24 protein-coding genes are annotated in these 22042 nt (G+C 42.0%); 18 read left to right on the top strand and 6 right to left on the bottom strand.

Annotation, left to right across the window (positions count from 1 at the left end; translation table 11 throughout):
• Positions 1 to 3: 3 nt before the first annotated feature.
• The 3 genes from DXA54_RS19275 to DXA54_RS19285 are packed head-to-tail and all read right to left on the bottom strand — an operon-like array spanning position 4 to position 869.
• Entirely contained in the window at positions 4 to 261 is a 258-nt protein-coding gene (locus DXA54_RS19275; RefSeq protein ID WP_004297510.1) for a hypothetical protein, read from the bottom strand.
• A 3-nt stretch (positions 262 to 264) separates the two neighbouring features.
• Complete coding sequence (locus DXA54_RS19280) at positions 265 to 627, bottom strand: phage holin family protein (RefSeq protein WP_004297511.1); 363 nt, start codon at positions 625 to 627, stop codon at positions 265 to 267.
• A 32-nt stretch (positions 628 to 659) separates the two neighbouring features.
• Entirely contained in the window at positions 660 to 869 is a 210-nt protein-coding gene (locus DXA54_RS19285) for a YtxH domain-containing protein (RefSeq protein WP_004297513.1), read from the bottom strand.
• A 200-nt stretch (positions 870 to 1069) separates the two neighbouring features.
• Between DXA54_RS19285 and DXA54_RS19290 the strand changes: the two genes are divergently transcribed.
• The 18 genes from DXA54_RS19290 (at position 1070) to DXA54_RS19375 (ending at position 19490) form a co-directional block, all read left to right on the top strand.
• A complete protein-coding gene (locus DXA54_RS19290; RefSeq protein WP_120080431.1) occupies positions 1070 to 1834 on the top strand; it encodes an SDR family oxidoreductase in 765 nt (254 codons plus the stop codon).
• 115 nt (positions 1835 to 1949) lie between these two features.
• Positions 1950 to 2444 carry an SPOR domain-containing protein gene (locus DXA54_RS19295; RefSeq protein ID WP_004311445.1) on the top strand — a complete coding sequence of 165 codons (495 nt, stop codon included), beginning with the start codon at positions 1950 to 1952 and terminating at the stop codon, positions 2442 to 2444.
• 251 nt (positions 2445 to 2695) lie between these two features.
• A complete protein-coding gene (cysQ, locus tag DXA54_RS19300) occupies positions 2696 to 3520 on the top strand; it encodes a 3'(2'),5'-bisphosphate nucleotidase CysQ (RefSeq protein WP_008644080.1) in 825 nt (274 codons plus the stop codon).
• Between the two features lie 11 nt (positions 3521 to 3531).
• Complete coding sequence (locus DXA54_RS19305) at positions 3532 to 5085, top strand: SLC13 family permease (RefSeq protein ID WP_009039350.1); 1554 nt, start codon at positions 3532 to 3534, stop codon at positions 5083 to 5085.
• Between the two features lie 12 nt (positions 5086 to 5097).
• Positions 5098 to 5706, top strand: coding sequence for an adenylyl-sulfate kinase (gene cysC, locus DXA54_RS19310; RefSeq protein ID WP_004297522.1), 609 nt, complete (start codon positions 5098 to 5100; stop codon positions 5704 to 5706).
• Positions 5707 to 5713: 7 nt separating this feature from the next.
• The gene (cysD, locus tag DXA54_RS19315) at positions 5714 to 6622 is read left to right on the top strand and encodes a sulfate adenylyltransferase subunit CysD (RefSeq protein WP_004297523.1); all 909 of its coding nucleotides are present in this window, start codon (positions 5714 to 5716) and stop codon (positions 6620 to 6622) included.
• A gap of 12 nt (positions 6623 to 6634) precedes the next feature.
• On the top strand, positions 6635 to 8095 hold the full coding sequence (gene cysN, locus DXA54_RS19320; RefSeq protein WP_004307251.1) for a sulfate adenylyltransferase subunit CysN: 1461 nt from the start codon (positions 6635 to 6637) through the stop codon (positions 8093 to 8095).
• Between the two features lie 82 nt (positions 8096 to 8177).
• Positions 8178 to 9284 (top strand): sulfotransferase family protein, encoded by a 1107-nt coding sequence (locus DXA54_RS19325; RefSeq protein ID WP_120080433.1) that lies wholly within the window; start codon positions 8178 to 8180, stop codon positions 9282 to 9284.
• A gap of 25 nt (positions 9285 to 9309) precedes the next feature.
• Positions 9310 to 10278 (top strand): PCMD domain-containing protein, encoded by a 969-nt coding sequence (locus DXA54_RS19330; RefSeq protein WP_004307249.1) that lies wholly within the window; start codon positions 9310 to 9312, stop codon positions 10276 to 10278.
• A 317-nt stretch (positions 10279 to 10595) separates the two neighbouring features.
• Positions 10596 to 11735: an OmpA family protein gene (locus DXA54_RS19335; protein ID WP_008644083.1), complete on the top strand. Its 1140-nt coding sequence runs from the start codon at positions 10596 to 10598 to the stop codon at positions 11733 to 11735.
• A gap of 75 nt (positions 11736 to 11810) precedes the next feature.
• The gene (ruvX, locus tag DXA54_RS19340; protein ID WP_004307247.1) at positions 11811 to 12227 is read left to right on the top strand and encodes a Holliday junction resolvase RuvX; all 417 of its coding nucleotides are present in this window, start codon (positions 11811 to 11813) and stop codon (positions 12225 to 12227) included.
• Between the two features lie 45 nt (positions 12228 to 12272).
• Positions 12273 to 12827 carry a peptide deformylase gene (gene def / locus DXA54_RS19345; RefSeq protein ID WP_004313245.1) on the top strand — a complete coding sequence of 185 codons (555 nt, stop codon included), beginning with the start codon at positions 12273 to 12275 and terminating at the stop codon, positions 12825 to 12827.
• Positions 12828 to 12903: 76 nt separating this feature from the next.
• On the top strand, positions 12904 to 14931 hold the full coding sequence (locus tag DXA54_RS19350; protein WP_120080435.1) for a tetratricopeptide repeat protein: 2028 nt from the start codon (positions 12904 to 12906) through the stop codon (positions 14929 to 14931).
• Between the two features lie 82 nt (positions 14932 to 15013).
• Positions 15014 to 16954, top strand: coding sequence for a threonine--tRNA ligase (gene thrS / locus DXA54_RS19355; protein ID WP_120080437.1), 1941 nt, complete (start codon positions 15014 to 15016; stop codon positions 16952 to 16954).
• 72 nt (positions 16955 to 17026) lie between these two features.
• Positions 17027 to 17638 (top strand): translation initiation factor IF-3, encoded by a 612-nt coding sequence (gene infC, locus DXA54_RS19360; RefSeq protein ID WP_004307244.1) that lies wholly within the window; start codon positions 17027 to 17029, stop codon positions 17636 to 17638.
• A 69-nt stretch (positions 17639 to 17707) separates the two neighbouring features.
• A complete protein-coding gene (gene rpmI, locus DXA54_RS19365; RefSeq protein ID WP_004326827.1) occupies positions 17708 to 17905 on the top strand; it encodes a 50S ribosomal protein L35 in 198 nt (65 codons plus the stop codon).
• A 98-nt stretch (positions 17906 to 18003) separates the two neighbouring features.
• Positions 18004 to 18354, top strand: coding sequence for a 50S ribosomal protein L20 (rplT, locus tag DXA54_RS19370; protein WP_004297540.1), 351 nt, complete (start codon positions 18004 to 18006; stop codon positions 18352 to 18354).
• Between the two features lie 359 nt (positions 18355 to 18713).
• Positions 18714 to 19490 (top strand): EFR1 family ferrodoxin, encoded by a 777-nt coding sequence (locus tag DXA54_RS19375; RefSeq protein WP_120080449.1) that lies wholly within the window; start codon positions 18714 to 18716, stop codon positions 19488 to 19490.
• Here DXA54_RS19375 and xpt read toward each other — a convergent pair.
• From xpt to DXA54_RS19390, 3 genes are all read right to left on the bottom strand, one after another.
• Complete coding sequence (gene xpt / locus DXA54_RS19380) at positions 19477 to 20049, bottom strand: xanthine phosphoribosyltransferase (RefSeq protein ID WP_008999223.1); 573 nt, start codon at positions 20047 to 20049, stop codon at positions 19477 to 19479. The genes DXA54_RS19375 and xpt overlap by 14 nt on opposite strands.
• 89 nt (positions 20050 to 20138) lie before the next feature.
• Positions 20139 to 21446: a phenylacetate--CoA ligase gene (locus tag DXA54_RS19385; RefSeq protein ID WP_004297543.1), complete on the bottom strand. Its 1308-nt coding sequence runs from the start codon at positions 21444 to 21446 to the stop codon at positions 20139 to 20141.
• A gap of 14 nt (positions 21447 to 21460) precedes the next feature.
• On the bottom strand, positions 21461 to 22042 hold the full coding sequence (locus tag DXA54_RS19390) for an indolepyruvate oxidoreductase subunit beta (protein WP_004297544.1): 582 nt from the start codon (positions 22040 to 22042) through the stop codon (positions 21461 to 21463).

The following is a 22042-nucleotide window of genomic DNA, read 5'->3' on the forward strand; positions in this document are numbered from 1 at the left end:
TTTTTATCTCAAATTTCTAAAATACGCCCGTATCTTCCGCATAATCTTGATTCCCATCACTACGCCATCAAATACAGCCATACCGGTATTGAACGAACGCATGAGTGCATCCGCCTTGTTGGTTGCCGGAGCAAGTGGGGCAAATATTTCGCGTGTAGTAGCTGTCATGGCTTTTTTTTGGGCATGGATCTCATTTAAAAGCTTCTTTTTACGTTCGGCAATCTCTTCTAATGTAAATTTCTGCGGGGTCTGCGCATTCATAATTTATTTATTTGAATCAGTTAAAAATAAATTAGCGAGGAAGTTCACCATCGGAGAAATGATGAGCTGCTTGCGGAAAATAATAACCAGGGCGATGAGAACAACATTGATGCCTGCTATGATGGCGAAACTCGACATCAGACCGCCCACTAAAGGCTCCAATATATAAGCAAGAGCAAAAAGCAGATAAAACAGGGCAACCATGCCAAGGATAATAAGTACTAATATCATAATTAACGTGGAAAAAAGTATGGTTAACTTCTCCGTCAATTCTAATTTGGTATATTCTTTTTGAAGCTCCAGATATTTCTTGAACTCGAAAAACAACTGCTGAAAATTCTCAATACTTTTATCGTCTGCAAACATGGTCGCTCTGTTTTTAGTCTTTGGTTACTCACTTATTCTGCTATTTCTCCCTTCATCTCGGCAGCGATCTCGTCAACGAGAGTTTCCATTTCACTGCGATTAAGCTTGATTCCTTTTTTACGAAGAATCTCTGCGATTTTATGACGGGTATCTTCTCCCTTTTCAGGAGCAAATAAAATACCAAGGGCTGCACCTACGGCTGCACCACCCAGAAAAGCTGCTAAAACATTCAATCCTTTCATAATGTATAATGTTTAAAATGATTATGATACAACAAATATAACATTTTTATGGAAAGGTTGTTCGTGAAAACTGAAATTTTTTGCTACGTTTTATAATTCTTTTTTTCTTTTATGGTTTAATCTTATTTAACTGACTTTCGTAGCTAACCTTTGAAGGTTAAGGCGTACTTTTGTTTTCGAATATTGTAAATCAAAACATAATGGAAGCTAAGATTGTTTTTATAACTGGCGCCAGTAGCGGAATTGGTGAGGGTTGTGCCCGTAAATTTGCGAGGGAGGGATGGAATCTGATTCTGAATGCCCGTACCGTATCGAAACTGGAAGAACTGAAAGCTGAACTGGAAGGGGCGTATGGTGTCCAGGTTTATATATTGCCTTTTGATGTGCGCGACCGGAAATTGGCTGCCGCCTCTTTGGAATCATTACCCGAAGAATGGAAGGCGATTGATGTGTTGGTGAACAACGCCGGACTGGTGATCGGTGTGGATAAGGAATTCGAGGGTAGCCTGGATGAATGGGATATCATGATCGATACGAATATAAGGGGACTGTTGGCTATGACGCGTTTGGTGGTGCCCGGTATGGTGGAACGCGGACATATTATTAATATAGGATCTATTGCGGGGGATGCCGCTTATCCGGGCGGAAGTGTGTATTGCGCAACGAAAGCTGCCGTGAAGGCTCTTTCGGACGGACTCCGGATTGATCTGGTGGATACTCCATTGAGAGTGACGAATGTCAAACCGGGAATGGTGGAGACAAACTTTACAGTGGTGCGTTATCGGGGAGATAAGGAAGCTGCCGATAATTTTTATAAAGGGATTCGTCCGTTGACGGGAGATGACATTGCAGAAACGGTTTATTTTGCCGCGTCGGCTCCTGCACATATTCAGATTGCGGAGGTACTTTTGATGCCTACTTATCAGGCAACAGGCACTATTTCGTATAAGAAGAAGCCGGAATAGACGTTTTTTTGACGGATTTCTTTGCCGGATGATAAAATTTCTATTATTTTGTTGCCCGAAACTAAATATAATAGACGAGAATATTGAATTATTAATTAAAACAGAGTATAGGATTATGAAAAAATTAGTCGTATTAGGAATGGGAGTATGCTTGGTGCTAGCATTTGCATCTTGTAAATCCAGCGAAAGTGCCTATAAGAAAGCTTACGAAAAAGCAAAACAGCAAGAATTGGCAGAACCGCAGGTGGAAGCTCCGGTAGAGGTTACTCCGGTGGTTGCAGCTCCTGTGACAACTACTAAAGTGGCAGATACATCCGGCGTTCGTCAGGAAAAGGTTACAGTGGTTTCCGGTAACGAAGGATTGAAAGATTATAGCGTTGTAGCAGGTAGCTTTGGTGTGAAAGCGAATGCTGAAGGCCTGAAAGATTGGTTGGACGGACAGGGATATCACTCTACGATTGCATTTAATGCTGATAAGGCAATGTATCGTGTGATTGTGAACTCTTTTGCTGACAAGACTGCTGCTGCTGAAGCTCGCGATGCATTCAAGGCTAAATACCCGAACCGTTCGGATTTCCAGGGTGCTTGGTTGCTGTATCGTGTATATTGATTTCTTTTTGGTAATATATATTGGAAAGAACGAACGTTTTTTTCCGAATAAGAAGGCGGTAACTGGGAAGTTACTGCTTTTTTATTGAAAATGAGTGGCTTTTTCGTTTAGATATTTTTATCTTTCTACTAAAAGAAGTTATAAATCATAGTGGGGAAACTTTTATAGCAAAGAAAGTTTTTACTTTTGTCAACTCTTAATTTGGAGGATGTTTTGCCTGAATGTGAATAGGGCATTAATTTAGAGATTGAATGGAACAAAAATATGTAATGGCTGCTATCGACGCGGCTCTAAAAGCAGGTGGAAAGATTCTTTCTATTTATAATGATCCGGCATCGGACTTTGAAATAGAGAGGAAAGCTGACAACTCTCCGCTAACTATAGCAGACAGAAAAGCGCATGAAGCGATTGTGGCTATTCTGAACGATACTCCTTTTCCTGTTCTTAGTGAAGAAGGGAAGCATTTAGGGTATGAGATCCGTCGAGGATGGGATACTTTATGGATTGTAGATCCGCTGGATGGAACGAAGGAGTTTATTAAGCGCAATGGAGAATTTACGGTAAATATCGCTTTGGTGCAGAACTCTGTACCTGTATTCGGTGTTATTTATGTGCCTGTTAAAAAAGAACTTTATTTCGGGATCGAAGGTGTAGGGGCTTATAAATGTTCCGGTATTGTCAGTTTGGAAGATGACGGCGTGGCATTGGAACAACTGATTGGGAAGTCGGAACAGATACCTTTGAAAGAGGTGCACGATCATCTGATCGTGGTTGCTTCCCGTTCGCACCTGTCGCCTGAAACGGAATCATATATTGCAGATTTGAAGAAGAAACACGGCAGTGTGGAGTTGATTTCGAGCGGAAGTTCAATTAAAATCTGTCTGGTTGCTGAAGGTAAGGCTGATGTATATCCGCGTTTCGCTCCGACGATGGAGTGGGATACGGCTGCCGGGCATGCGATAGCCCGTGCTGCAGGGATGGAAGTATATCAGGCTGGAAAGGAAGAACCTCTACGATATAATAAGGAGGATTTATTGAATCCGTGGTTTATCGTTGAGCCAAAAAGAGAACACTAAATAATGTTTATATGACATTTGAAATTGTATTTGTACTATTATCCCTATTAGGAATGGTAGCGGCTTTGATAGCAGATAAGATGCGTCCGGGCATGATACTTTTTTCGGTAGTGGTTTTGTTTCTGTGTGCCGGCATTCTGACTCCTAAGGAGATGTTGGAAGGGTTTAGTAATAAAGGGATGATTACCGTTGCTCTGCTGTTTCTGGTGAGTGAGGGTATTCGTCAGTCGGGCACATTGGGACAAGTGATTAAGAAGTTGCTTCCGCAAGGAAAGACGACAGTATTTAAGGCACAGTTGCGTATATTACCTTCGGTGGCATTTATTTCTGCCTTTCTGAATAATACGCCTGTTGTGGTTATTTTTGCCCCGATTATCAAGCATTGGGCTAAGTCGGTGAATCTTCCGGCTACGAAGTTTCTGATTCCTCTTTCTTATGTGACTATTTTAGGAGGTATCTGTACCTTGATCGGTACTTCTACCAATCTGGTGGTGCACGGTATGATATTGGAGGCCGGATTTGAAGGCTTTTCTATGTTCGAGCTCGGAAAGGTGGGTATTTTTATAGCTATTGCCGGAATCATTTATATATTTCTTTTCTCCAAACGTCTTTTGCCGGATGCACGTCCGGATACGGCTGTGCCGGATGAAGAAGTAGAAGAAGGGGAGAAGTTGCATCGGGTAGAGGCTGTTTTGGGTGCCCGTTTTCCCGGTATCAATAAAAAACTGAAGGATTTTAATTTCCAGCGTCATTACGGTGCGGAGGTAAAAGAGATTAAAACACGTAACGGACAACGTTTTGTGTCGAATCTGGAGGAAGTGGTACTTCACGAAGGGGATACATTGGTGGTGATGGCGGATGATACGTTTATTCCGACATGGGGGGAATCTTCTGTGTTTGTCTTGTTGACGAATGGGAATGAGCCGGATACTACCGGGAAGAAGAAGCGTTGGTTTGCTTTGTTGTTGCTGGTGCTGATGATTGTGGGTGCAACGGTAGGGGAGCTTCCGGTAACGAAGGAGATGTTTCCGGATATCAAGTTGGATATGTTTTTCTTTGTGTCTATTACTACTATTATTATGGCATGGACGAATCTGTTCCCTGCCCGTAAATATACTAAATATATTTCGTGGGATATTCTGATTACGATTGCCTGTGCCTTTGCTATCAGTAAGGCGATGGTGAACTCCGGCGTGGCGGATAGCGTTGCGAAGTTTATTATCGGATTGAGTGATGATTACGGCCCGCATGTGTTGCTTGCAATGGTATTTATTATCACGAACTTGTTTACGGAATTGATTACTAACAATGCGGCAGCGGCTTTGGCGTTTCCTTTGGCACTGTCAATCTCTGCCCAATTAGGAGTGAGCCCTACGCCTTTCTTTGTGGTGATCTGTATGGCTGCATCTGCCAGCTTCTCGACACCGATCGGTTATCAGACAAATTTGATTGTGCAAGGTATCGGTAACTATAAGTTTACGGATTTTGTACGTATCGGGTTGCCGCTTAATATTATCACTTTCTTAATCTCTGTTATTCTGATCCCGTTGATCTGGAACTTTTAAATAAAATTGTAAATGGAAGAAAAGAACCATATATATCCGATATTTGACCGCATGATGACGCGGCAGGACAAAGAAGAGCTTTTGGGGCAACACAGTGTGATGATCTGGTTTACCGGATTGAGTGGTTCCGGAAAGAGCACGATTGCCATCGCATTGGAACGTGAACTTCATAAGCGTGGATTGCTTTGCCGTATCCTGGATGGGGATAATATCCGTAGTGGAATTAATAATAACCTGGGATTCTCCGAAACGGACCGGGTGGAAAATATCCGTCGCATAGCGGAAGTGTCGAAGTTGTTTCTGGATAGTGGTATCATTACGATTGCTGCATTTATCAGCCCTAATAATGATATTCGCGAAATGGCTGCAAACATTATTGGTAAGGATGATTTTCTGGAGGTTTTCGTTAGTACTCCGCTGGAGGAATGTGAGAAACGTGATGTGAAAGGATTGTATGCGAAGGCACGGAAAGGGGAAATTCAGAATTTTACAGGAATTTCCGCACCTTTCGAGGTTCCCGAACATCCGGCTTTGTCACTGGATACTTCCAAATTGACTTTGGAGGAGTCGGTGAACCGTTTGTTGGAGCTTGTTTTGCCAAAAGTGAAGTGTATAAAATGAAATAAATATGGAAGAATATAAATTAAGCCACTTGAAGGAGCTCGAAGCCGAGTCTATTCATATCATCCGCGAGGTGGCGGCGGAATTTGAGAATCCGGTGATGCTTTACAGTATCGGAAAGGATTCCTCGGTGATGGTACGCTTGGCTGAAAAAGCGTTTTATCCGGGTAAAGTGCCATTCCCGTTGATGCATATCGATTCGAAATGGAAGTTCAAGGAGATGATTCAGTTTCGTGATGAATATGCGAAGAAGTACGGATGGAATCTGATTGTTGAAAGTAATATGGAGGCTTTTCATGCAGGGGTAGGACCTTTTACGCATGGAAGCAAGGTGCATACGGACTTGATGAAGACGCAGGCTTTGCTTCATGCGTTGGATAAGTATAAGTTTGATGCTGCATTTGGTGGTGCCCGTCGTGACGAGGAGAAGTCACGTGCGAAGGAACGTATTTTCTCTTTCCGGGATAAGTTTCACCAATGGGACCCGAAGAATCAGCGTCCTGAATTGTGGGATATTTATAATGCCCGCGTGCATAAGGGGGAAAGTATTCGTGTATTCCCGATTAGCAACTGGACTGAATTGGATATTTGGCAGTATATTCGCTTGGAGAATATTCCGATCGTTCCGTTATATTATGCTAAGGAGCGTCCGGTAATTAATTTGGATGGCAATATTATTATGGCGGATGATGACCGTTTGCCTGAAAAGTACCGTGACCAGATTGAAATGAAGATGGTTCGTTTTCGTACGTTGGGCTGTTGGCCTCTGACAGGGGCAGTGGAAAGTGGAGCTGCTACGATTGAAGAGATTGTGGAGGAAATGATGACTACAACGAAGAGTGAACGTACTACCCGTGTGATTGACTTTGACCAGGAGGGTAGTATGGAACAAAAGAAGCGTGAGGGATACTTTTAATTGTAACTAGTTATGGCAGATAATAAATTAGATATAAAAGCTTTTCTGGACAAGGATGAACAGAAAGACTTGTTGAGACTGTTGACTGCGGGTTCGGTAGATGATGGAAAATCAACGTTGATCGGACGCTTGTTGTTTGACAGTAAGAAACTGTATGAGGATCAGTTGGATGCACTGGAGCGTGATAGTAAACGTGTGGGGAATGCGGGCGAGCATATTGACTATGCGTTATTGCTCGATGGATTGAAGGCTGAACGTGAACAGGGTATTACGATTGACGTGGCTTATCGCTATTTCTCAACGAATGGCCGTAAGTTTATCATCGCGGATACTCCGGGACACGAACAGTATACCCGTAATATGATTACCGGGGGATCTACGGCTAACTTGGCTATTATCTTGGTGGATGCTCGTACCGGAGTGATTACCCAGACTCGTCGCCATACTTTCCTGGTGTCTTTGCTAGGAATCAAGCATGTGGTGTTGGCTGTCAACAAGATGGACCTGGTGGGTTTCTCGGAAGAGCGTTTTAACGAGATTGTGGCTGACTATAAGAAGTTTGTTGCTCCATTAGGTATTCCTGACGTCAACTGTATTCCACTTTCTGCATTGGATGGGGATAATGTGGTGGATAAGTCTGAACGTACTCCGTGGTACAAGGGGATTTCTTTGCTCGATTTCCTTGAAACGGTTCATATTGATAATGACCATAATTTTACGGATTTCCGTTTCCCGGTTCAGTATGTGCTTCGTCCGAATCTGGATTTCAGAGGATTCTGTGGTAAAGTTGCATCCGGTATCGTTCGCAAAGGGGATACGGTGATGGCGCTTCCTTCCGGAAAAACATCTAAGGTGAAGAGTATCGTGACTTATGACGGGGAATTGGATTATGCTTTCCCACCGCAGTCTGTGACCTTGACATTGGAGGATGAGATCGATGTGTCGCGCGGCGAAATGTTGGTGCATCCTGACAATCTGCCAACGGTGGATCGTAACTTTGATGCTATGATGGTCTGGATGGATGAAGAACCGATGGATGTAAATAAGTCGTTCTTTATTAAGCAGACTACCAATTTGAGTCGTACGCGTATTGATACGATAAAGTATAAGGTGGACGTGAATACGATGGAGCATCTGTCTCTGGAGAATGGTCAGCTGACTAAAGAGACGTTGCCTTTGCAGTTGAATCAGATTGCCCGTGTGGTGCTGACTACGGCTAAGGAATTGTTCTTTGATCCTTATAAGAAGAATAAATCTTGTGGCTCATTTATCCTGATTGACCCGATCACTAATAATACTTCGGCAGTAGGTATGATTATCGACCGCGTGGAAATGAAAGATATGAGTGACACGGAGGATATTCCGGTATTGGATATGGCAAAACTGGGAATTGCTCCGGAACATTATGAAGCGGTAGAGAAAGCTGTGAAGGAACTGGAACGTCAGGGCCTTGCAGTGCGACTAATAAAATAGATTGTTCAACAATAAATTGAAAACTGAAAATGACAGCATTCTGTCGTCTTTAATTTTTAATTCTTAATTTCTAATTAATAAAGTGGGATTACTCGAATTTAATAAACTTCCGATTAATACATTGGTAGGTGCCGACTGGAAGACATTCAAGGCTATCACCGCCGGGCGTGAAATTGACGCAGCCTACGAAGGTAAATACCGATTGACGAAGGCTGTGTGCCGATTGCTTTCTCCACTGGCGTCATTACAAGACAGGCGTTACGAGAAGTTGCTGGCTAATCAGCCATTGGAGCATGATCCGGTGTTCATTTTGGGACACTGGCGGAGTGGAACTACATTTGTACATAATGTGTTCTCTTGTGACAAGCATTTTGGGTATAACACTACTTATCAGACTGTATTTCCTCATCTGATGATGTGGGGACAGCCTTTCTTCAAAAAGAATATGAGTTGGCTGATGCCGGATAAACGTCCGACGGATAATATGGAACTGGCAGTGGATCTTCCCCAGGAAGAGGAGTTTGCTTTGTCGAACATGATGCCTTATACATATTATAATTTCTGGTTCCTGCCGAAATATCAGCAGGAGTATGCCGATAAGTATCTTTTGTTTGATGATATAACGGATGCCGAATTGAAGGTGTTTGAAGAGGTGTTCACGAAGTTGATTAAGATTTCTTTGTGGAATACCCAGGGAACTCAATTCCTTAGCAAGAATCCTCCGCATACCGGAAGGGTGAAGGAACTGGTGAAGATGTTCCCGAATGCTAAGTTTATCTACCTGATGCGTAATCCGTATACCGTATTCGAATCTACACGCAGTTTCTTTACAAATACGATTCAACCGTTGAAGTTGCAGGATGTCAGCAATGAACAATTAGAGGAAAATATCCTTTCTATCTATGCAAAACTTTATCATAAGTATGAATCGGATAAGAAATTTATTCCGGAAGGTAACTTGATGGAAGTGAAATTTGAAGATTTCGAAGCGGATGCGATGGGAATGACGGAGAATATTTATCAGTCTCTTTCTATCCCCGGATTTACCGAAGCACGTACTGATATAGAAAAATATGTGGGCGGAAAGAAGGGATATAAGAAGAATAAGTATAAATATGACGACCGTACGATTCGTTTGGTAGAAGAGAACTGGGATTTTGCTTTGAAACAATGGGATTATAATTTATAAGAAGAAAAAGAAAGGAAAAGTATTGATGATTCAGAAAAGCGTTCATCGCCTGTTGATGACAGGTTTCGTTGCATTTATTTCTTCCTTGTCTTTGATGGCGCAACATAAAGTTGAAATGCTTCCTTTTGGGGACATGGATCAATGGGTGGACCGTCAGATAAAGGAATCGAGCATTATCGGTGGGAATACAAAGAATGTATATGCGATAGGGCCGACGACGGTAATTAAGGGAGATCAGGTTTATAAGAATATGGGCGGATCGCCTTGGGCTACTTCAAATGTGATGGCGAAAGTTGCCGGTATTACGAAAACTAATACTTCGGTATTCCCGGAGAAGCGGGGAGATGGATATTGCGCCCGTTTGGATACGCGCATGGAGAGTGTGAAAGTGTTGGGACTGGTTAATATTACGGTGTTGGCGGCTGGCTCTGTCTTTACCGGTTCGGTGCATGAGCCGATTAAGGGTACTAAAAATCCACAGAAAATGTTGCAGACTGGTATTCCGTTTACCAAAAAGCCGGTGGCTCTTCAGTTTGACTATAAAGTGAAGATGTCCGACCGGGAGAACCGTATTCGCGCTACCGGTTTCAGCAAGATTACGGATGTTCCCGGAAAAGATTATCCGGCAGCTATCCTGCTTCTGCAAAAACGTTGGGAAGATGCCAATGGAAATGTGTATGCAAAACGGATAGGGACTATGGTGACTTATTACTATCATTCTACAGACTGGAAAAATAATGCGACCTATGAAATTATGTACGGTGACATCACGAATCGTCCGGAATATAAGTCGCACATGATGCGTTTGCAGGCGACTGAAAGTTATACGGTGAACAGTAAGGGTGAAAGCGTGCCTATTCATGAAGTGGCCTGGGGAGATGAAAATGATGTTCCGACTCATATGTGTCTTCAGTTCACGTCCAGTCATGGAGGAGCCTATATCGGTTCTCCGGGAAATACACTGTGGATTGACAATGTAAAACTGGTATATTAACTAAAGTATATAGACAAAGAATAGAAATAGTCAGTGATCTAATTTCATCACTGACTATTTTTTTGTTTTAATTCTTCCACAACAAACCCCTTCAGATGCCTTCTGAAGTTATATTACACTTTTATCGCTCTATAAAATTCTATGAATGAATGAAAATTTACGTGTTTTTTTGTTTGTGTTATATTAAATATCTATATTTGCACTAATTTTAGAAGAAAGGATGACGTTTATTGTCTCTTAGTCAGGTGTGGAACATTTGGGTTGTGTATCTAGCCTGTAAGACAATTGAAATATATTATTTACTAAAATAAATTGAGATGAAAAAGGGTTTATTGTTTATTTTATTGGCAGCAGTCTCAGTATGTCTGCCTGCACAAGAAAAAGAAAATGCAGCAAAGAGTTATAGAGTGGAAACAAATCGCTTTGGTGCTAACTGGTTTATTAGTGGTGGCGTTGGCGCACAAATGTATTTTGGCGACAATGATGGTAAAGCTGACTTCGGAAAACGTCTTGCTCCGGCACTTGACATTGCTGTAGGTAAGTGGTTTACTCCGGGTATCGGATTACGTGTAGCTTACAACGGGCTTCAGGCTAAAGGTGCTACTCCTAATGCTAATGGTCCGCTTGTAGACGGAGGACAGTATTCTAATGGCTACTACAAAGAAAAGTGGAATGTGATGAACTTCCATGGAGATGTAATGCTGAATCTTTCCAATATGATTTGTGGTTATAGAGAAGATCGTCTGTATTCATTCATTCCTTATGCAGGAGCTGGATTTGTACATTCAGGAAAAGGTGCAGGTTATGACGAACTGGGTATCAATGCCGGTTTGATCAACCGTTTCCGTTTGTCTTCTGCTTTGGATCTTAACGTTGAATTGCGTGGACTTTTGATGAAAGGCGCATTCGGCAATTCAGGTCCTGAAGGATTGGCTGGTCTGACTATAGGTGTTACTTACAAGTTTAAGAAACGTGGTTGGGATGCTGTTCCTACTGTACCAATGGTTCCGGAAAGCCAGTTGAACGACATGAGAGACAGAGTGAACGCTTTGAAGGGTGAAAACGAATCTTTGAAACGTGACTTGGTTGAAGCTCGTAACAAGAAACCTGAAGTGATCGTTAAGAAAGAAGCTGGATTCGTTCCACGTCTGGTTGTTGTATTCAATATCGGAAAGAGCAACATCAGCAAGAGAGAATACATGAATATTGAAGCTATGGCTAAGGGTATCAAAGCAACTGATAAAGTGTTTACTATAACAGGATATGCTGATAAGGGTACTGGTTCTGCTGAATACAACATGAAGTTGAGTAAGAAGAGAGCTGAAGCTGTTCGTGACCTGATGGTTAATGAATTTGGTGTTCCTGCTTCTCAATTGAAGGTTGATTACAAGGGTGGTGTAGGCAACATGTTCTATGATGATGCTAAGTTAAGCCGTGTAGCTATTGTTGAAGAATAATATACATTTGAAATAATAGAATAAAAGAGACGTTTCCTTTCACGGGAAGCGTCTTTTTTGTATTTTTGTACCCCCATGAGCAGAATAGTAGCAATAGATTATGGAAGAAAGCGTACCGGAATAGCTGTGAGCGATACAATGCAGCTGATCGCAAACGGATTGACGACGGTGCCCACGCATGAACTTCTGAACTTTATCGGTGAATATATAGCTAAAGAACCGGTGGAGCGGATTATTATTGGATTGCCCAAGCAAATGAATAATGAGGTTTCGGAGAATATGAAGAATATAGAGCCTTTTGTTCGTTCGCTGAAAAAGCGTTATCCGGACCTTCCGGTCGAATATGTGGACGAACGTTTCACTTCTGTTCTTGCACACCGTACCATGCTGGAGGCAGGTTTGAAGAAAAAAGACCGCCAAAACAAGGCATTGGTGGACGAAATAAGTGCTACTATTATTTTGCAAACATATTTGGAGAGTAAACGTTTTTAGTATAGGACATAAGAATAACTTAATTTTTTAGTAGAGTATAAAAGTATGATTTTACCTATTTATGTATATGGCCAACCTGTATTGAGAAAGGTTGCAGAGGACATAACACCGGATTATCCGAATCTGAAAGAGTTGATTGAGAACATGTTCGAAACAATGGTACATGCGGACGGTGTAGGATTGGCTGCTCCACAGATTGGTTTGCCTATTCGCGTGGTTACGATTACATTGGATCCGCTTTCGGAGGAATATCCTGAATTTAAAGACTTTAATAAGGCGTATATCAATCCTCATATTTTGGAAGTAGGAGGGGAAGAAGTGAATATGGAAGAGGGATGCTTAAGCCTTCCCGGTATTCACGAAACAGTGAAGAGAGGTGATAAAATTCGCGTGAAATATATGGACGAGAATTTTGTGGAGCATGAGGAAGAGGTGGAAGGTTATCTGGCTCGGGTGATGCAACATGAGTTCGATCATTTGGATGGTAAGATGTTCATCGACCATATCTCACCGCTTCGTAAGCAGATGATTAAAGGAAAGCTGAATACGATGTTGAAGGGGAAAGCGCGCAGTTCATATAAGATGAAACAGGTGAAATAAAGATAAAAAACGTTTATATCCCTGTTAAGTAAGCGAAAAGCATTATTTTTGCTTCGTTTACAAGCATAAAATATCAATGATAAAAAGAATCTTAACAGTTTTATTACTGTTCCCAACGCTGGTGTGTGCTCAAATAAATACGGATCGGGTGATGACTATTGCCCGAAACGCTCTTTATTTTGAGGACTATGTACTTTCTATTCAGTATTTTAACCAGGTTATTAACGCTAAGCCTTATCTGTATGAACCTTATTTCTTCAGGGCATTGGCTAAACTGAATCTGGAGGATTTTCAGGGTGCTGAAGCAGACTGTGATGCAGCTATCCAACGCAATCCATTTGTGGTGGGTGCTTATCAGATTCGTGGTTTGGCAAGGATTCGTCAGAGTAAATTTGATGGAGCGATTGAGGATTATAAGAAAGCATTGCATTATGATCCGGAGAATATTACTTTATGGCATAACCTGACATTATCTCATATCCAGAAGAAGGATTATAATGCTGCGAAAGAGGATTTGGAAAGCTTGTTGAAGGTGTCTCCACGCTATACCCGTGCTTATTTGATGAGGGGGGAAGTGTCTTTACAACAGAAAGATACGATTGCTGCCTTGAATGACTTCAATAAGGCGCTTGAACTGGATAAATATGATCCGGATGCTTGGGCTGCAAGAGCGATTGTTAAATTACAACAGGCTAAGTATGCGGAAGCGGAAGCGGATTTCAACCGTGCTATTCCGTTGAGTGCTAAGAATGCTGGAAATTATATAAACCGTGCATTGGCTCGTTTTCATCAGAATAATTTAAGAGGTGCCATGAGCGATTATGATCTGGCATTGGATATTGATCCGAATAACTTTATCGGTCATTATAACCGCGGTTTGTTACGTGCACAGGTAGGAGATGATAACCGGGCTATCGAAGACTTCGACTTTGTTATCAAGATGGAGCCGGATAATATGATGGCTGTCTTTAACCGTGGTTTGCTGCGTGCGCAAACGGGTGATTATCGCGGGGCTATACAAGATTACACAACTGTTATCAATCAGTATCCGAACTTCCTGGCCGGATACTATCAGCGTTCGGAAGCTCGCAGAAAGATTGGAGATAAGAAGGGTGCGGAGCAGGATGAATTTAAAGTCATGAAGGCGCAGATCGACAAGCAGAACGGTGTGACGAACAAAGATGTAGCACAGAACAAGGATAAGGAAAATGATGAGGAAGGCGGAGAGAAGACCCGTAAGAAATCCGATAAGAATATGAATAACTATCGTAAGATAGTGATTGCGGATGATTCTGAAGCCGAACAACGCTATACAAGTGATTATCGTGGTCGTGTGCAGGATAAGAACGTAAATATAACGCTGGAACCGATGTTCGCTTTGACTTATTATGAGAAGATGAGTGACGTGAAACGTTCGGTGAACTTCCACAAATATATTGAAGACTTGAACCGTACGGGTATACTTCCGAAACGTCTTCGTATCACAAATATGGAAGCTCCGTTGACGGAAGAACAGGTGAAGGTGCATTTTGCCTTGATTGATACACACACATCGGCGATTGTGGAAGATGACAAGAATGCTTCGAAACGTTTTGCCCGTGCGATTGATTTTTATCTGGTGCAGGACTTCTCGAGTGCGGTTTCTGATTTGACCCAGACGATCTTACTGGATGGTGATTTCTTCCCGGCATATTTTATGCGTGCGCTGATCCGTTGTAAACAGTTGGAGTATCAGAAGGCTGAACAAGCTGTCGAAACAGATGTTGTTCCGGGTGATAAGCGTAAGGAGATTACCGCAGTAGATTATGAAGTGGTCAGAAAAGACTTGGATAAGGTGATTAATCTGGCTCCGGACTTTGTGTACGCATATTATAATCGTGCTAATGTTTCTGCCATGTTGAAAGATTACCGTGCCGCAATTATTGACTACGATAAGGCGATCGAGCTAAATCCTGATTTTGCGGATGCTTATTTCAATCGTGGACTGACTCATATTTTCTTAGGAAATAATAAGCTGGGCATTTCAGATTTGAGTAAAGCCGGTGAGTTGGGGATTGTTTCTGCTTATAATGTTATCAAACGTTTTACAGATCAATCGGAATAACATTTTTTTGATAAAAAATAGAAAACTCAAAAGATTTAGTTACTTTTGCGTTCAAATTATGAAAATATAACATCATCATATTATGATAAAGATAACATTTCCCGATGGCTCCGTTCGTGAGTATAACGAAGGAGTGAACGGTTTACAGATTGCTGAAAGTATCAGCTCGCGTCTGGCACAGGAAGTGCTGGCATGTGGCGTGAACGGCGAGACTTATGATTTAGGACGTCCTATTAATGAAGATGCTAATTTCGTTCTTTATAAATGGGATGATGAAGAAGGTAAGCATGCATTCTGGCATACAAGTGCACACTTGTTGGCGGAAGCTTTGCAGGAACTTTATCCGGGTATCCAGTTTGGTATCGGACCGGCTATTGAAAACGGATTCTACTATGATGTGGATCCGGGTGAAGCGGTAATTAAAGAAAGCGACCTTCCTGCCATTGAAGCTAAAATGTTGGAACTGGCTGCAAAGAAAGAAGACGTAGTCAGAAAAAGCATCGCAAAAACGGATGCTCTGAAAATGTTTGGTGATCGTGGCGAAACATATAAATGTGAATTGATTTCTGAACTGGAAGACGGACACATTACGACTTATACCCAGGGTGCATTTACTGACCTTTGTCGTGGTCCTCACTTGATGACGACTGCTCCGATCAAGGCTATTAAGTTGACTTCAGTGGCTGGTGCTTATTGGCGTGGTCATGAAGATCGTAAGATGCTGACTCGTATTTATGGTATCACGTTCCCGAAGAAGAAAATGCTGGATGAATATCTGGTGTTATTGGAAGAAGCGAAGAAGCGTGACCATCGTAAGATTGGTAAGGAGATGCAGTTGTTTATGTTCTCCGAAACTGTAGGTAAGGGACTTCCTATGTGGTTGCCGAAAGGTACTGCATTGCGTCTGCGTCTGCAGGAGTTCTTACGTCGTATCCAGACACGTTACGATTATCAGGAGGTGATTACTCCGCCAATCGGTAATAAGTTGCTGTATGTGACTTCGGGTCACTATGCAAAATATGGCAAGGATGCTTTCCAACCTATCCATACTCCGGAAGAGGGGGAAGAGTATTTCTTGAAACCAATGAACTGTCCTCACCACTGTGAGATTTACAAAAACTTCCCACGTTCTTATAAAGATCTTCCGTTGCGTATAGCTGAATTTGGTACGGTTTGTCGTTATGAACAAAGTGGAGAGTTACATGGTTTAACTCGTGTTCGTAGCTTTACGCAGGATGATGCGCATATCTTCTGTCGTCCGGAGCAGGTGAAAGATGAGTTCCTTCGTGTGATGGATATTATATCTATTGTGTTCCGTTCTATGGATTTCCAGAATTTTGAAGCACAGATATCTTTGCGTGATAAAGTGAACCGTGAAAAGTATATTGGTAGCGATGATAACTGGGAAAAAGCGGAACAGGCTATTATCGAGGCTTGTGCGGAGAAGGGCTTGCCTGCTAAGATTGAGTATGGAGAAGCTGCTTTTTATGGTCCTAAGCTTGACTTTATGGTGAAAGACGCTATCGGTCGTCGTTGGCAGCTGGGTACTATCCAGGTTGACTACAACTTGCCGGAACGCTTTGAACTTGAATATATGGGCTCTGATAATCAGAAGCATCGTCCGGTGATGATTCACCGTGCTCCGTTCGGATCAATGGAACGTTTTGTTGCTGTATTGATTGAGCACACTGCCGGTAAGTTCCCATTGTGGCTGACACCGGAACAGGTAGTTATTCTGCCGATCAGTGAGAAGTTCAATGAATATGCAGAACAGGTAAAGAGGTATCTGAAAATACACGAAATCCGTGCGATTGTAGATGATCGTAACGAGAAGATCGGTCGCAAGATTCGTGATAATGAAATGAAGCGTATTCCTTATATGCTGATTGTCGGTGAAAAAGAGGCGGAAAATGGTGAAGTTTCTGTTCGTAGACAAGGCGAAGGTGACAAAGGAACCATGAAATTTGAAGAATTTGCTAAAATTTTGAACGAAGAAGTTCAGAATATGATAAATAAATGGTAACTTTGCAGCCGTTTCAGAATAAAATATTTAGTATAACAATAAAAAGATCAAACTAGGAAGTAAACGTTTTTAATGAAGAATGACACTCTAAAAGGGCAATACAGAATCAATGAACAGATTCGTGCCAAGGAAGTTCGCATAGTAAGCGATGATATTGAACCGAAAGTATATCCAATCTTTCAGGCTCTGAAAATGGCTGAAGAAAAAGAATTGGATTTAGTGGAAATTTCTCCTAATGCTCAACCCCCTGTTTGTCGTATTATTGATTATTCTAAATTTCTTTATCAATTAAAGAAACGTCAGAAGGAACAGAAAGCGAAGCAGGTGAAGGTTAATGTGAAGGAGATTCGTTTTGGTCCCCAGACAGATGACCATGATTACAACTTTAAGTTGAAACATGCTAAAGGATTCTTGGAAGACGGTGATAAGGTGAAGGCTTATGTGTTCTTTAAAGGTCGTTCTATCCTTTTTAAGGAACAAGGTGAAGTATTGTTGCTTCGTTTTGCGAATGATTTGGAAGACTATGCTAAAGTGGATCAGATGCCGATACTGGAAGGTAAGCGTATGACTATCCAGCTTTCTCCGAAGAAGAAAGAAGCTCCTAAAAAGCCTGCAACGGCCGGAGCACCGAAACCTGCTGCTCCTGCACAAAAAGCAGAGAAGCCGGAAACGAGCGAAGAATAAGAAAAGGATGCGTAACGCGCAGGTATAGTGCGTTGCCATTATATATTTAATAATTTAAAAACAAGTAAGATGCCAAAGATGAAGACTAACTCCGGTTCTAAAAAAAGGTTTACCCTTACCGGAACAGGTAAAATCAAAAGAAAGCACGCTTTTCACAGTCACATTTTGACTAAGAAAACTAAGAAGAGAAAAAGAAATCTGTGCTACTCTACAACTGTTGATACAACAAATGTAAGCCAGGTTAAGGAACTCTTAGCAATGAAGTAATCAAAAGCGTAAAAGTATTATTAAAGTATTAACCGAATGCATTAGCCTGAAGTTCGCTGCGTGAAGTAGCGGCGCTAACATTCAAAAAAAGTAAAACTATGCCAAGATCAGTAAATCATGTTGCTTCAAAAGCAAGAAGAAAGAAAATTTTGAAATTAACCAGAGGTTACTTTGGTGCAAGAAAGAATGTATGGACCGTAGCTAAAAACACTTGGGAAAAGGGTTTGACTTACGCGTTCCGTGACCGTAGAAATAAGAAAAGAAACTTCCGCGCTCTTTGGATACAACGTATCAACGCTGCTGCACGTCTTGAAGGAATGTCTTATTCTAAATTGATGGGCGGTCTGCACAAAGCCGGTATTGAAATAAACCGTAAGGTTTTGGCTGATTTAGCTATGAATCATCCGGAAGCTTTCAAAGCTGTAGTTGCTAAAGCTAAAGCTGCTTAAGCATCAATAGTTTACGAGTTACAAAGTGTCAGTTACTAAGCTAGTAACTGACACTTTTCTTTTGTTAGGCGGATAAATGGGAGTGAAAAAAATGTTAGTAGGTAAACAAATTCCTTTTTTTTCTTGTTAGTCTCATAGATTCTTATTACATTTGTGATACAAAAATATTAGCCGTATCGACTGGATCGGGAAACTCTTCAAATTAATCTGATGCACCGAGAAAGCTTCGTTCTTCAATGGCGGGCCACATCCTTCGGGACAGCTTTAAGCCGGTGGATTACAAAGAGGGCGAGCGCTCAAATCTTGTTCTATCAGAGTTTCATCACATCGTCGATGCGGCTTTTTTTATATACTTTTCTATGATATTCTATTTCTCCGGTACAGGTAATTCTAAATGGATTGCAAATCAGCTTTCCAAAGAGCAAAAAGAAGAGTTGGTTTTTATTCCCGATGCGCTAAAGAATGGAGCATTGGAGTTTAGTTTGCAGGCAGATGAAAAGATCGGCTTTGTATTTCCTATCTATTCGTGGGGACCTCCTGAAATTGTGTTGAACTTTGTTCGACAGCTCTCTTTAAGGGGATATAAAGGACAATATTTGTTTTTTGTTTGTTCCTGTGGTGATGATACCGGGCTTACCCAGCAAGTGCTGGCGAAGGCGTTAAAGAATAAAGGTTGGGAATGTCACGCTGGTTTTTCGGTGACTATGCCTAATAATTATGTCTTGCTTCCTGGTTTTGATGTGGATAATAAAGAGTTGGAAGAGAAAAAACTAGCGGATGCTGTTTCGACTGTCAGTAAAATAAATGCTTCTATAAGTAGAAGGGAAGAGCTGTTTCTCTGTCATGAAGGGAGTATGCCTTTTATCAAGACGAGGATTATAAATCCGTTGTTTAATCGTTTTCAGATGTCTCCCAAGCATTTTTATGCTACCGATGCTTGTATTGGGTGTAAGCGTTGTGAGAAGAGTTGTCCGATGGAGAATGTTACAGTTGTGGACGGAAGGCCTGTTTGGGGAATGGATTGCACCTCATGCCTGGCATGTTATCATGTTTGTCCGCAGCATGCGGTGCAATATGGAAAAAGGACGAAAGATAAGGGGCAGTATTTCAACCCCAATCAATCTACTCGTCTTTGATTTTAATACAGCAGTTGGATAAGTCTTCAATGATGGCCAGACTTTCTACTCTGACACCTTGTTCCTCGAGCATTTTGCGGCCATTCTGGAAGGCTTTTTCAATAATGAAGCCCATTCCTACCAAATTTGCTCCGGATTGTTTGATGAGGTCGATAATGCCCAATGCGGCATTTCCGTATGCGAGAAAGTCATCCACGAAAAGAACATTGTCGTTCGGGGTGAGGAAATCTGCACTGATAACGACTTCATAATCACGGTCTTTGGTGAATGAGTGCACGGTGGTACTTAGTGCATTCTGGATGGTTTTAGGAGACTTTTTCTTTGCAAATACAACTGGTAAATCCATCAGGTAGCCTGTCATGATAGCAGGAGCGATGCCGCTGGCTTCGATCGTCATAATCTTATTTACGTTTGTGGCTGCAAAACGACGGACAAACTCGACTCCGATTGATTTCATCAGGACAGGGTCCATTTGATGATTAATAAAACCGTCTACTTTCAGGATACCTCCTTCGTAGCACTTTCCGTCTTGCAGAATTCTTTTTTTAAGTAATTGCATGCTGTATGATATTAATTAAATAATGTGCTAATATTCCATTCCGCATGGTGAACAGCGGTTGGTATATTAGCACATGGAAATTTGAATTGTTACTTGTTGTCTCTTAAGTCTTTTACTCGGACGGCTTTTCCTTCGCTTTGCGGGAGAGAGCCTTTTTTTACCAGTTTAACTTTGGGAGTCACCAATATTTCATCCTTTAATTGGCGGGTTATATCCTTGCGGATCTTCTCCAGTTCAATATAATTGTCAGTGGAAAGGTCGCTTAATTCTACTTCGACGATCATCTCGTCTTGGTTGTTGACTGTTTCCAGTGTAATCAGGTAATTGCTGCCTAATTCGGGAAATTGTACGAGTATCTTTTCTACTTGCATCGGGAAGATATTTACTCCCTTGATAATGAACATATCATCACTGCGTCCCTTGATACGATCAATACGGATGTGCGTGCGGCCGCAGGGGCATTTTCCCGGAAGAATACGGGTTAAGTCACGGGTGCGATAGCGGATTAACGGCATCATCTCCCGGTCGAGAGTCGTAAGTACTAATTCTCCGATTTCTCCTTCCTGAACGGGTTCTCCTGTTTCCGGATCGATAATTTCTACCAGATAACAGTCTTCCCAGAAGTGCATTCCGTTTTGTTCCTGACATTCGAAAGCAACACCGGGACCGTTCATTTCTGTCATACCGAAGCTGTTGTATGCTTTTACGCCCAGCATCTTTTCTATTTTCCGGCGTTGTTCGTCGGTGTGAGGTTCAGCACCGATAACCAGCGTTTTCAGTGTGGTTCCTTTGGGATCAAGGCCTTCTTCCTGAAAGACTTCGGCAAGGCGGATGGCATAGCTGGGGATAGCATGTAAAGCGGTAGTCTTGAAGTCGTTGATGAATTTAATCTGTCGTTTACTGTTTCCGGCTGCGGCAGGGACTGTCAGACAGCCCAGGCGTTCTGCACCGTATTGGAAGCCTAACCCTCCTGTAAACATACCGTATCCGGAGCTGTTTTGGAAGACGTCGGTCTTGCGTATTCCTACTGCGTACAGGCAGCGGGCTACCAGGTTGGCCCAGGAGTCGAGATCGTGCTGTGAATGAACAATAACTGTCGGGTTTCCGGTAGTACCACTAGAAGAGTGAATACGTACACCATCATTGCTCATATCACCTGCTACCAGCCCGAAAGGATAGTGGGCACGCATATCGGCTTTGGTAGTAAAGGGCAATTTGCGGATATCGTCTAATGATTGTATGCTATCTGCAGTGATGCCATGTTTGCTGAAAACTTCTTTGTAATATGGGGAGTTTGCAGCTATATTGATTGTTTTCTTAAGCCGTCGAAGTTGTAATTCCTGCAACTTCTCTCGGCTCATGGTTTCTAGTTCTTCTTCCCAATATTGTGTATTCATGATAATGTCTGTTATTACATTAGCTTTTCTGCAATTTCCTTGCCGGCGGCCAATGCTTTAAGATTCATTTCTACAATTGCTTCTCCCTTGCGCAGGAAGATTTCACGGATGCTGTCTTGTACTTTTTCGTAGTCGATGTCAAGGAATGGAATGGTTGCTCCCAGTAAGACTATGTTGGCAACGCGGGCGGAGCCTACTTCTTTGGCTACTTTGTCTACGTTCAACACTATTTTGTGAGGCAGCTTATTGATTTCTGCCATTACTTTGTCTGCTTCCGGATAATTGGGGATATTGACAAACGGAGTTTCGTTAGTCACTAACCAACCGTTAGGGCTAAGATAGGGGAGGTAGCGCAATCCTTCCATGGGTTCCAATGAAATGATAAGGTCGCATTTACCTGATGGGATCAAGTCTGAAGCAATCGGCTGGTCGCTGATACGGAGGTTGGATTGAACATCTCCTCCGCGTTGGCTCATTCCGTGCACTTCTGCTTGTTTCATATATAATCCTTCTTTCAAGGCAGCTTTGCCGATCACTGTAGCAATAGACAGAATTCCCTGTCCACCGACTCCTGATAATATAATGTCTTTCTTCAT

Origin of the sequence: Bacteroides sp. OF03-11BH, from assembly GCF_003604005.1 — a bacterium.
GTDB lineage: Bacteria > Bacteroidota > Bacteroidia > Bacteroidales > Bacteroidaceae > Bacteroides > Bacteroides ovatus.

Coding starts and splice junctions, on each gene's coding strand:
- thrS (WP_120080437.1), top strand. CDS start 15,014: ATGATAAAGATAACATTTCCCGATGGCTCCGTTCGTGAGTATAACGAA.
- cysC (WP_004297522.1), top strand. CDS start 5,098: ATGGAAGAAAAGAACCATATATATCCGATATTTGACCGCATGATGACG.
- DXA54_RS19295 (WP_004311445.1), top strand. CDS start 1,950: ATGAAAAAATTAGTCGTATTAGGAATGGGAGTATGCTTGGTGCTAGCA.
- cysD (WP_004297523.1), top strand. CDS start 5,714: ATGGAAGAATATAAATTAAGCCACTTGAAGGAGCTCGAAGCCGAGTCT.
- xpt (WP_008999223.1), bottom strand. CDS start 20,049: ATGCAATTACTTAAAAAAAGAATTCTGCAAGACGGAAAGTGCTACGAA.
- DXA54_RS19350 (WP_120080435.1), top strand. CDS start 12,904: ATGATAAAAAGAATCTTAACAGTTTTATTACTGTTCCCAACGCTGGTG.
- def (WP_004313245.1), top strand. CDS start 12,273: ATGATTTTACCTATTTATGTATATGGCCAACCTGTATTGAGAAAGGTT.
- DXA54_RS19290 (WP_120080431.1), top strand. CDS start 1,070: ATGGAAGCTAAGATTGTTTTTATAACTGGCGCCAGTAGCGGAATTGGT.
- DXA54_RS19305 (WP_009039350.1), top strand. CDS start 3,532: ATGACATTTGAAATTGTATTTGTACTATTATCCCTATTAGGAATGGTA.
- rplT (WP_004297540.1), top strand. CDS start 18,004: ATGCCAAGATCAGTAAATCATGTTGCTTCAAAAGCAAGAAGAAAGAAA.
- DXA54_RS19375 (WP_120080449.1), top strand. CDS start 18,714: ATGATATTCTATTTCTCCGGTACAGGTAATTCTAAATGGATTGCAAAT.
- infC (WP_004307244.1), top strand. CDS start 17,027: ATGAAGAATGACACTCTAAAAGGGCAATACAGAATCAATGAACAGATT.
- DXA54_RS19385 (WP_004297543.1), bottom strand. CDS start 21,446: ATGAATACACAATATTGGGAAGAAGAACTAGAAACCATGAGCCGAGAG.
- DXA54_RS19330 (WP_004307249.1), top strand. CDS start 9,310: ATGATTCAGAAAAGCGTTCATCGCCTGTTGATGACAGGTTTCGTTGCA.
- cysQ (WP_008644080.1), top strand. CDS start 2,696: ATGGAACAAAAATATGTAATGGCTGCTATCGACGCGGCTCTAAAAGCA.
- DXA54_RS19275 (WP_004297510.1), bottom strand. CDS start 261: ATGAATGCGCAGACCCCGCAGAAATTTACATTAGAAGAGATTGCCGAA.
- cysN (WP_004307251.1), top strand. CDS start 6,635: ATGGCAGATAATAAATTAGATATAAAAGCTTTTCTGGACAAGGATGAA.
- ruvX (WP_004307247.1), top strand. CDS start 11,811: ATGAGCAGAATAGTAGCAATAGATTATGGAAGAAAGCGTACCGGAATA.
- rpmI (WP_004326827.1), top strand. CDS start 17,708: ATGCCAAAGATGAAGACTAACTCCGGTTCTAAAAAAAGGTTTACCCTT.
- DXA54_RS19335 (WP_008644083.1), top strand. CDS start 10,596: ATGAAAAAGGGTTTATTGTTTATTTTATTGGCAGCAGTCTCAGTATGT.
- DXA54_RS19285 (WP_004297513.1), bottom strand. CDS start 869: ATGAAAGGATTGAATGTTTTAGCAGCTTTTCTGGGTGGTGCAGCCGTA.
- DXA54_RS19390 (WP_004297544.1), bottom strand. CDS start 22,042: ATGAAGAAAGACATTATATTATCAGGAGTCGGTGGACAGGGAATTCTG.
- DXA54_RS19280 (WP_004297511.1), bottom strand. CDS start 627: ATGTTTGCAGACGATAAAAGTATTGAGAATTTTCAGCAGTTGTTTTTC.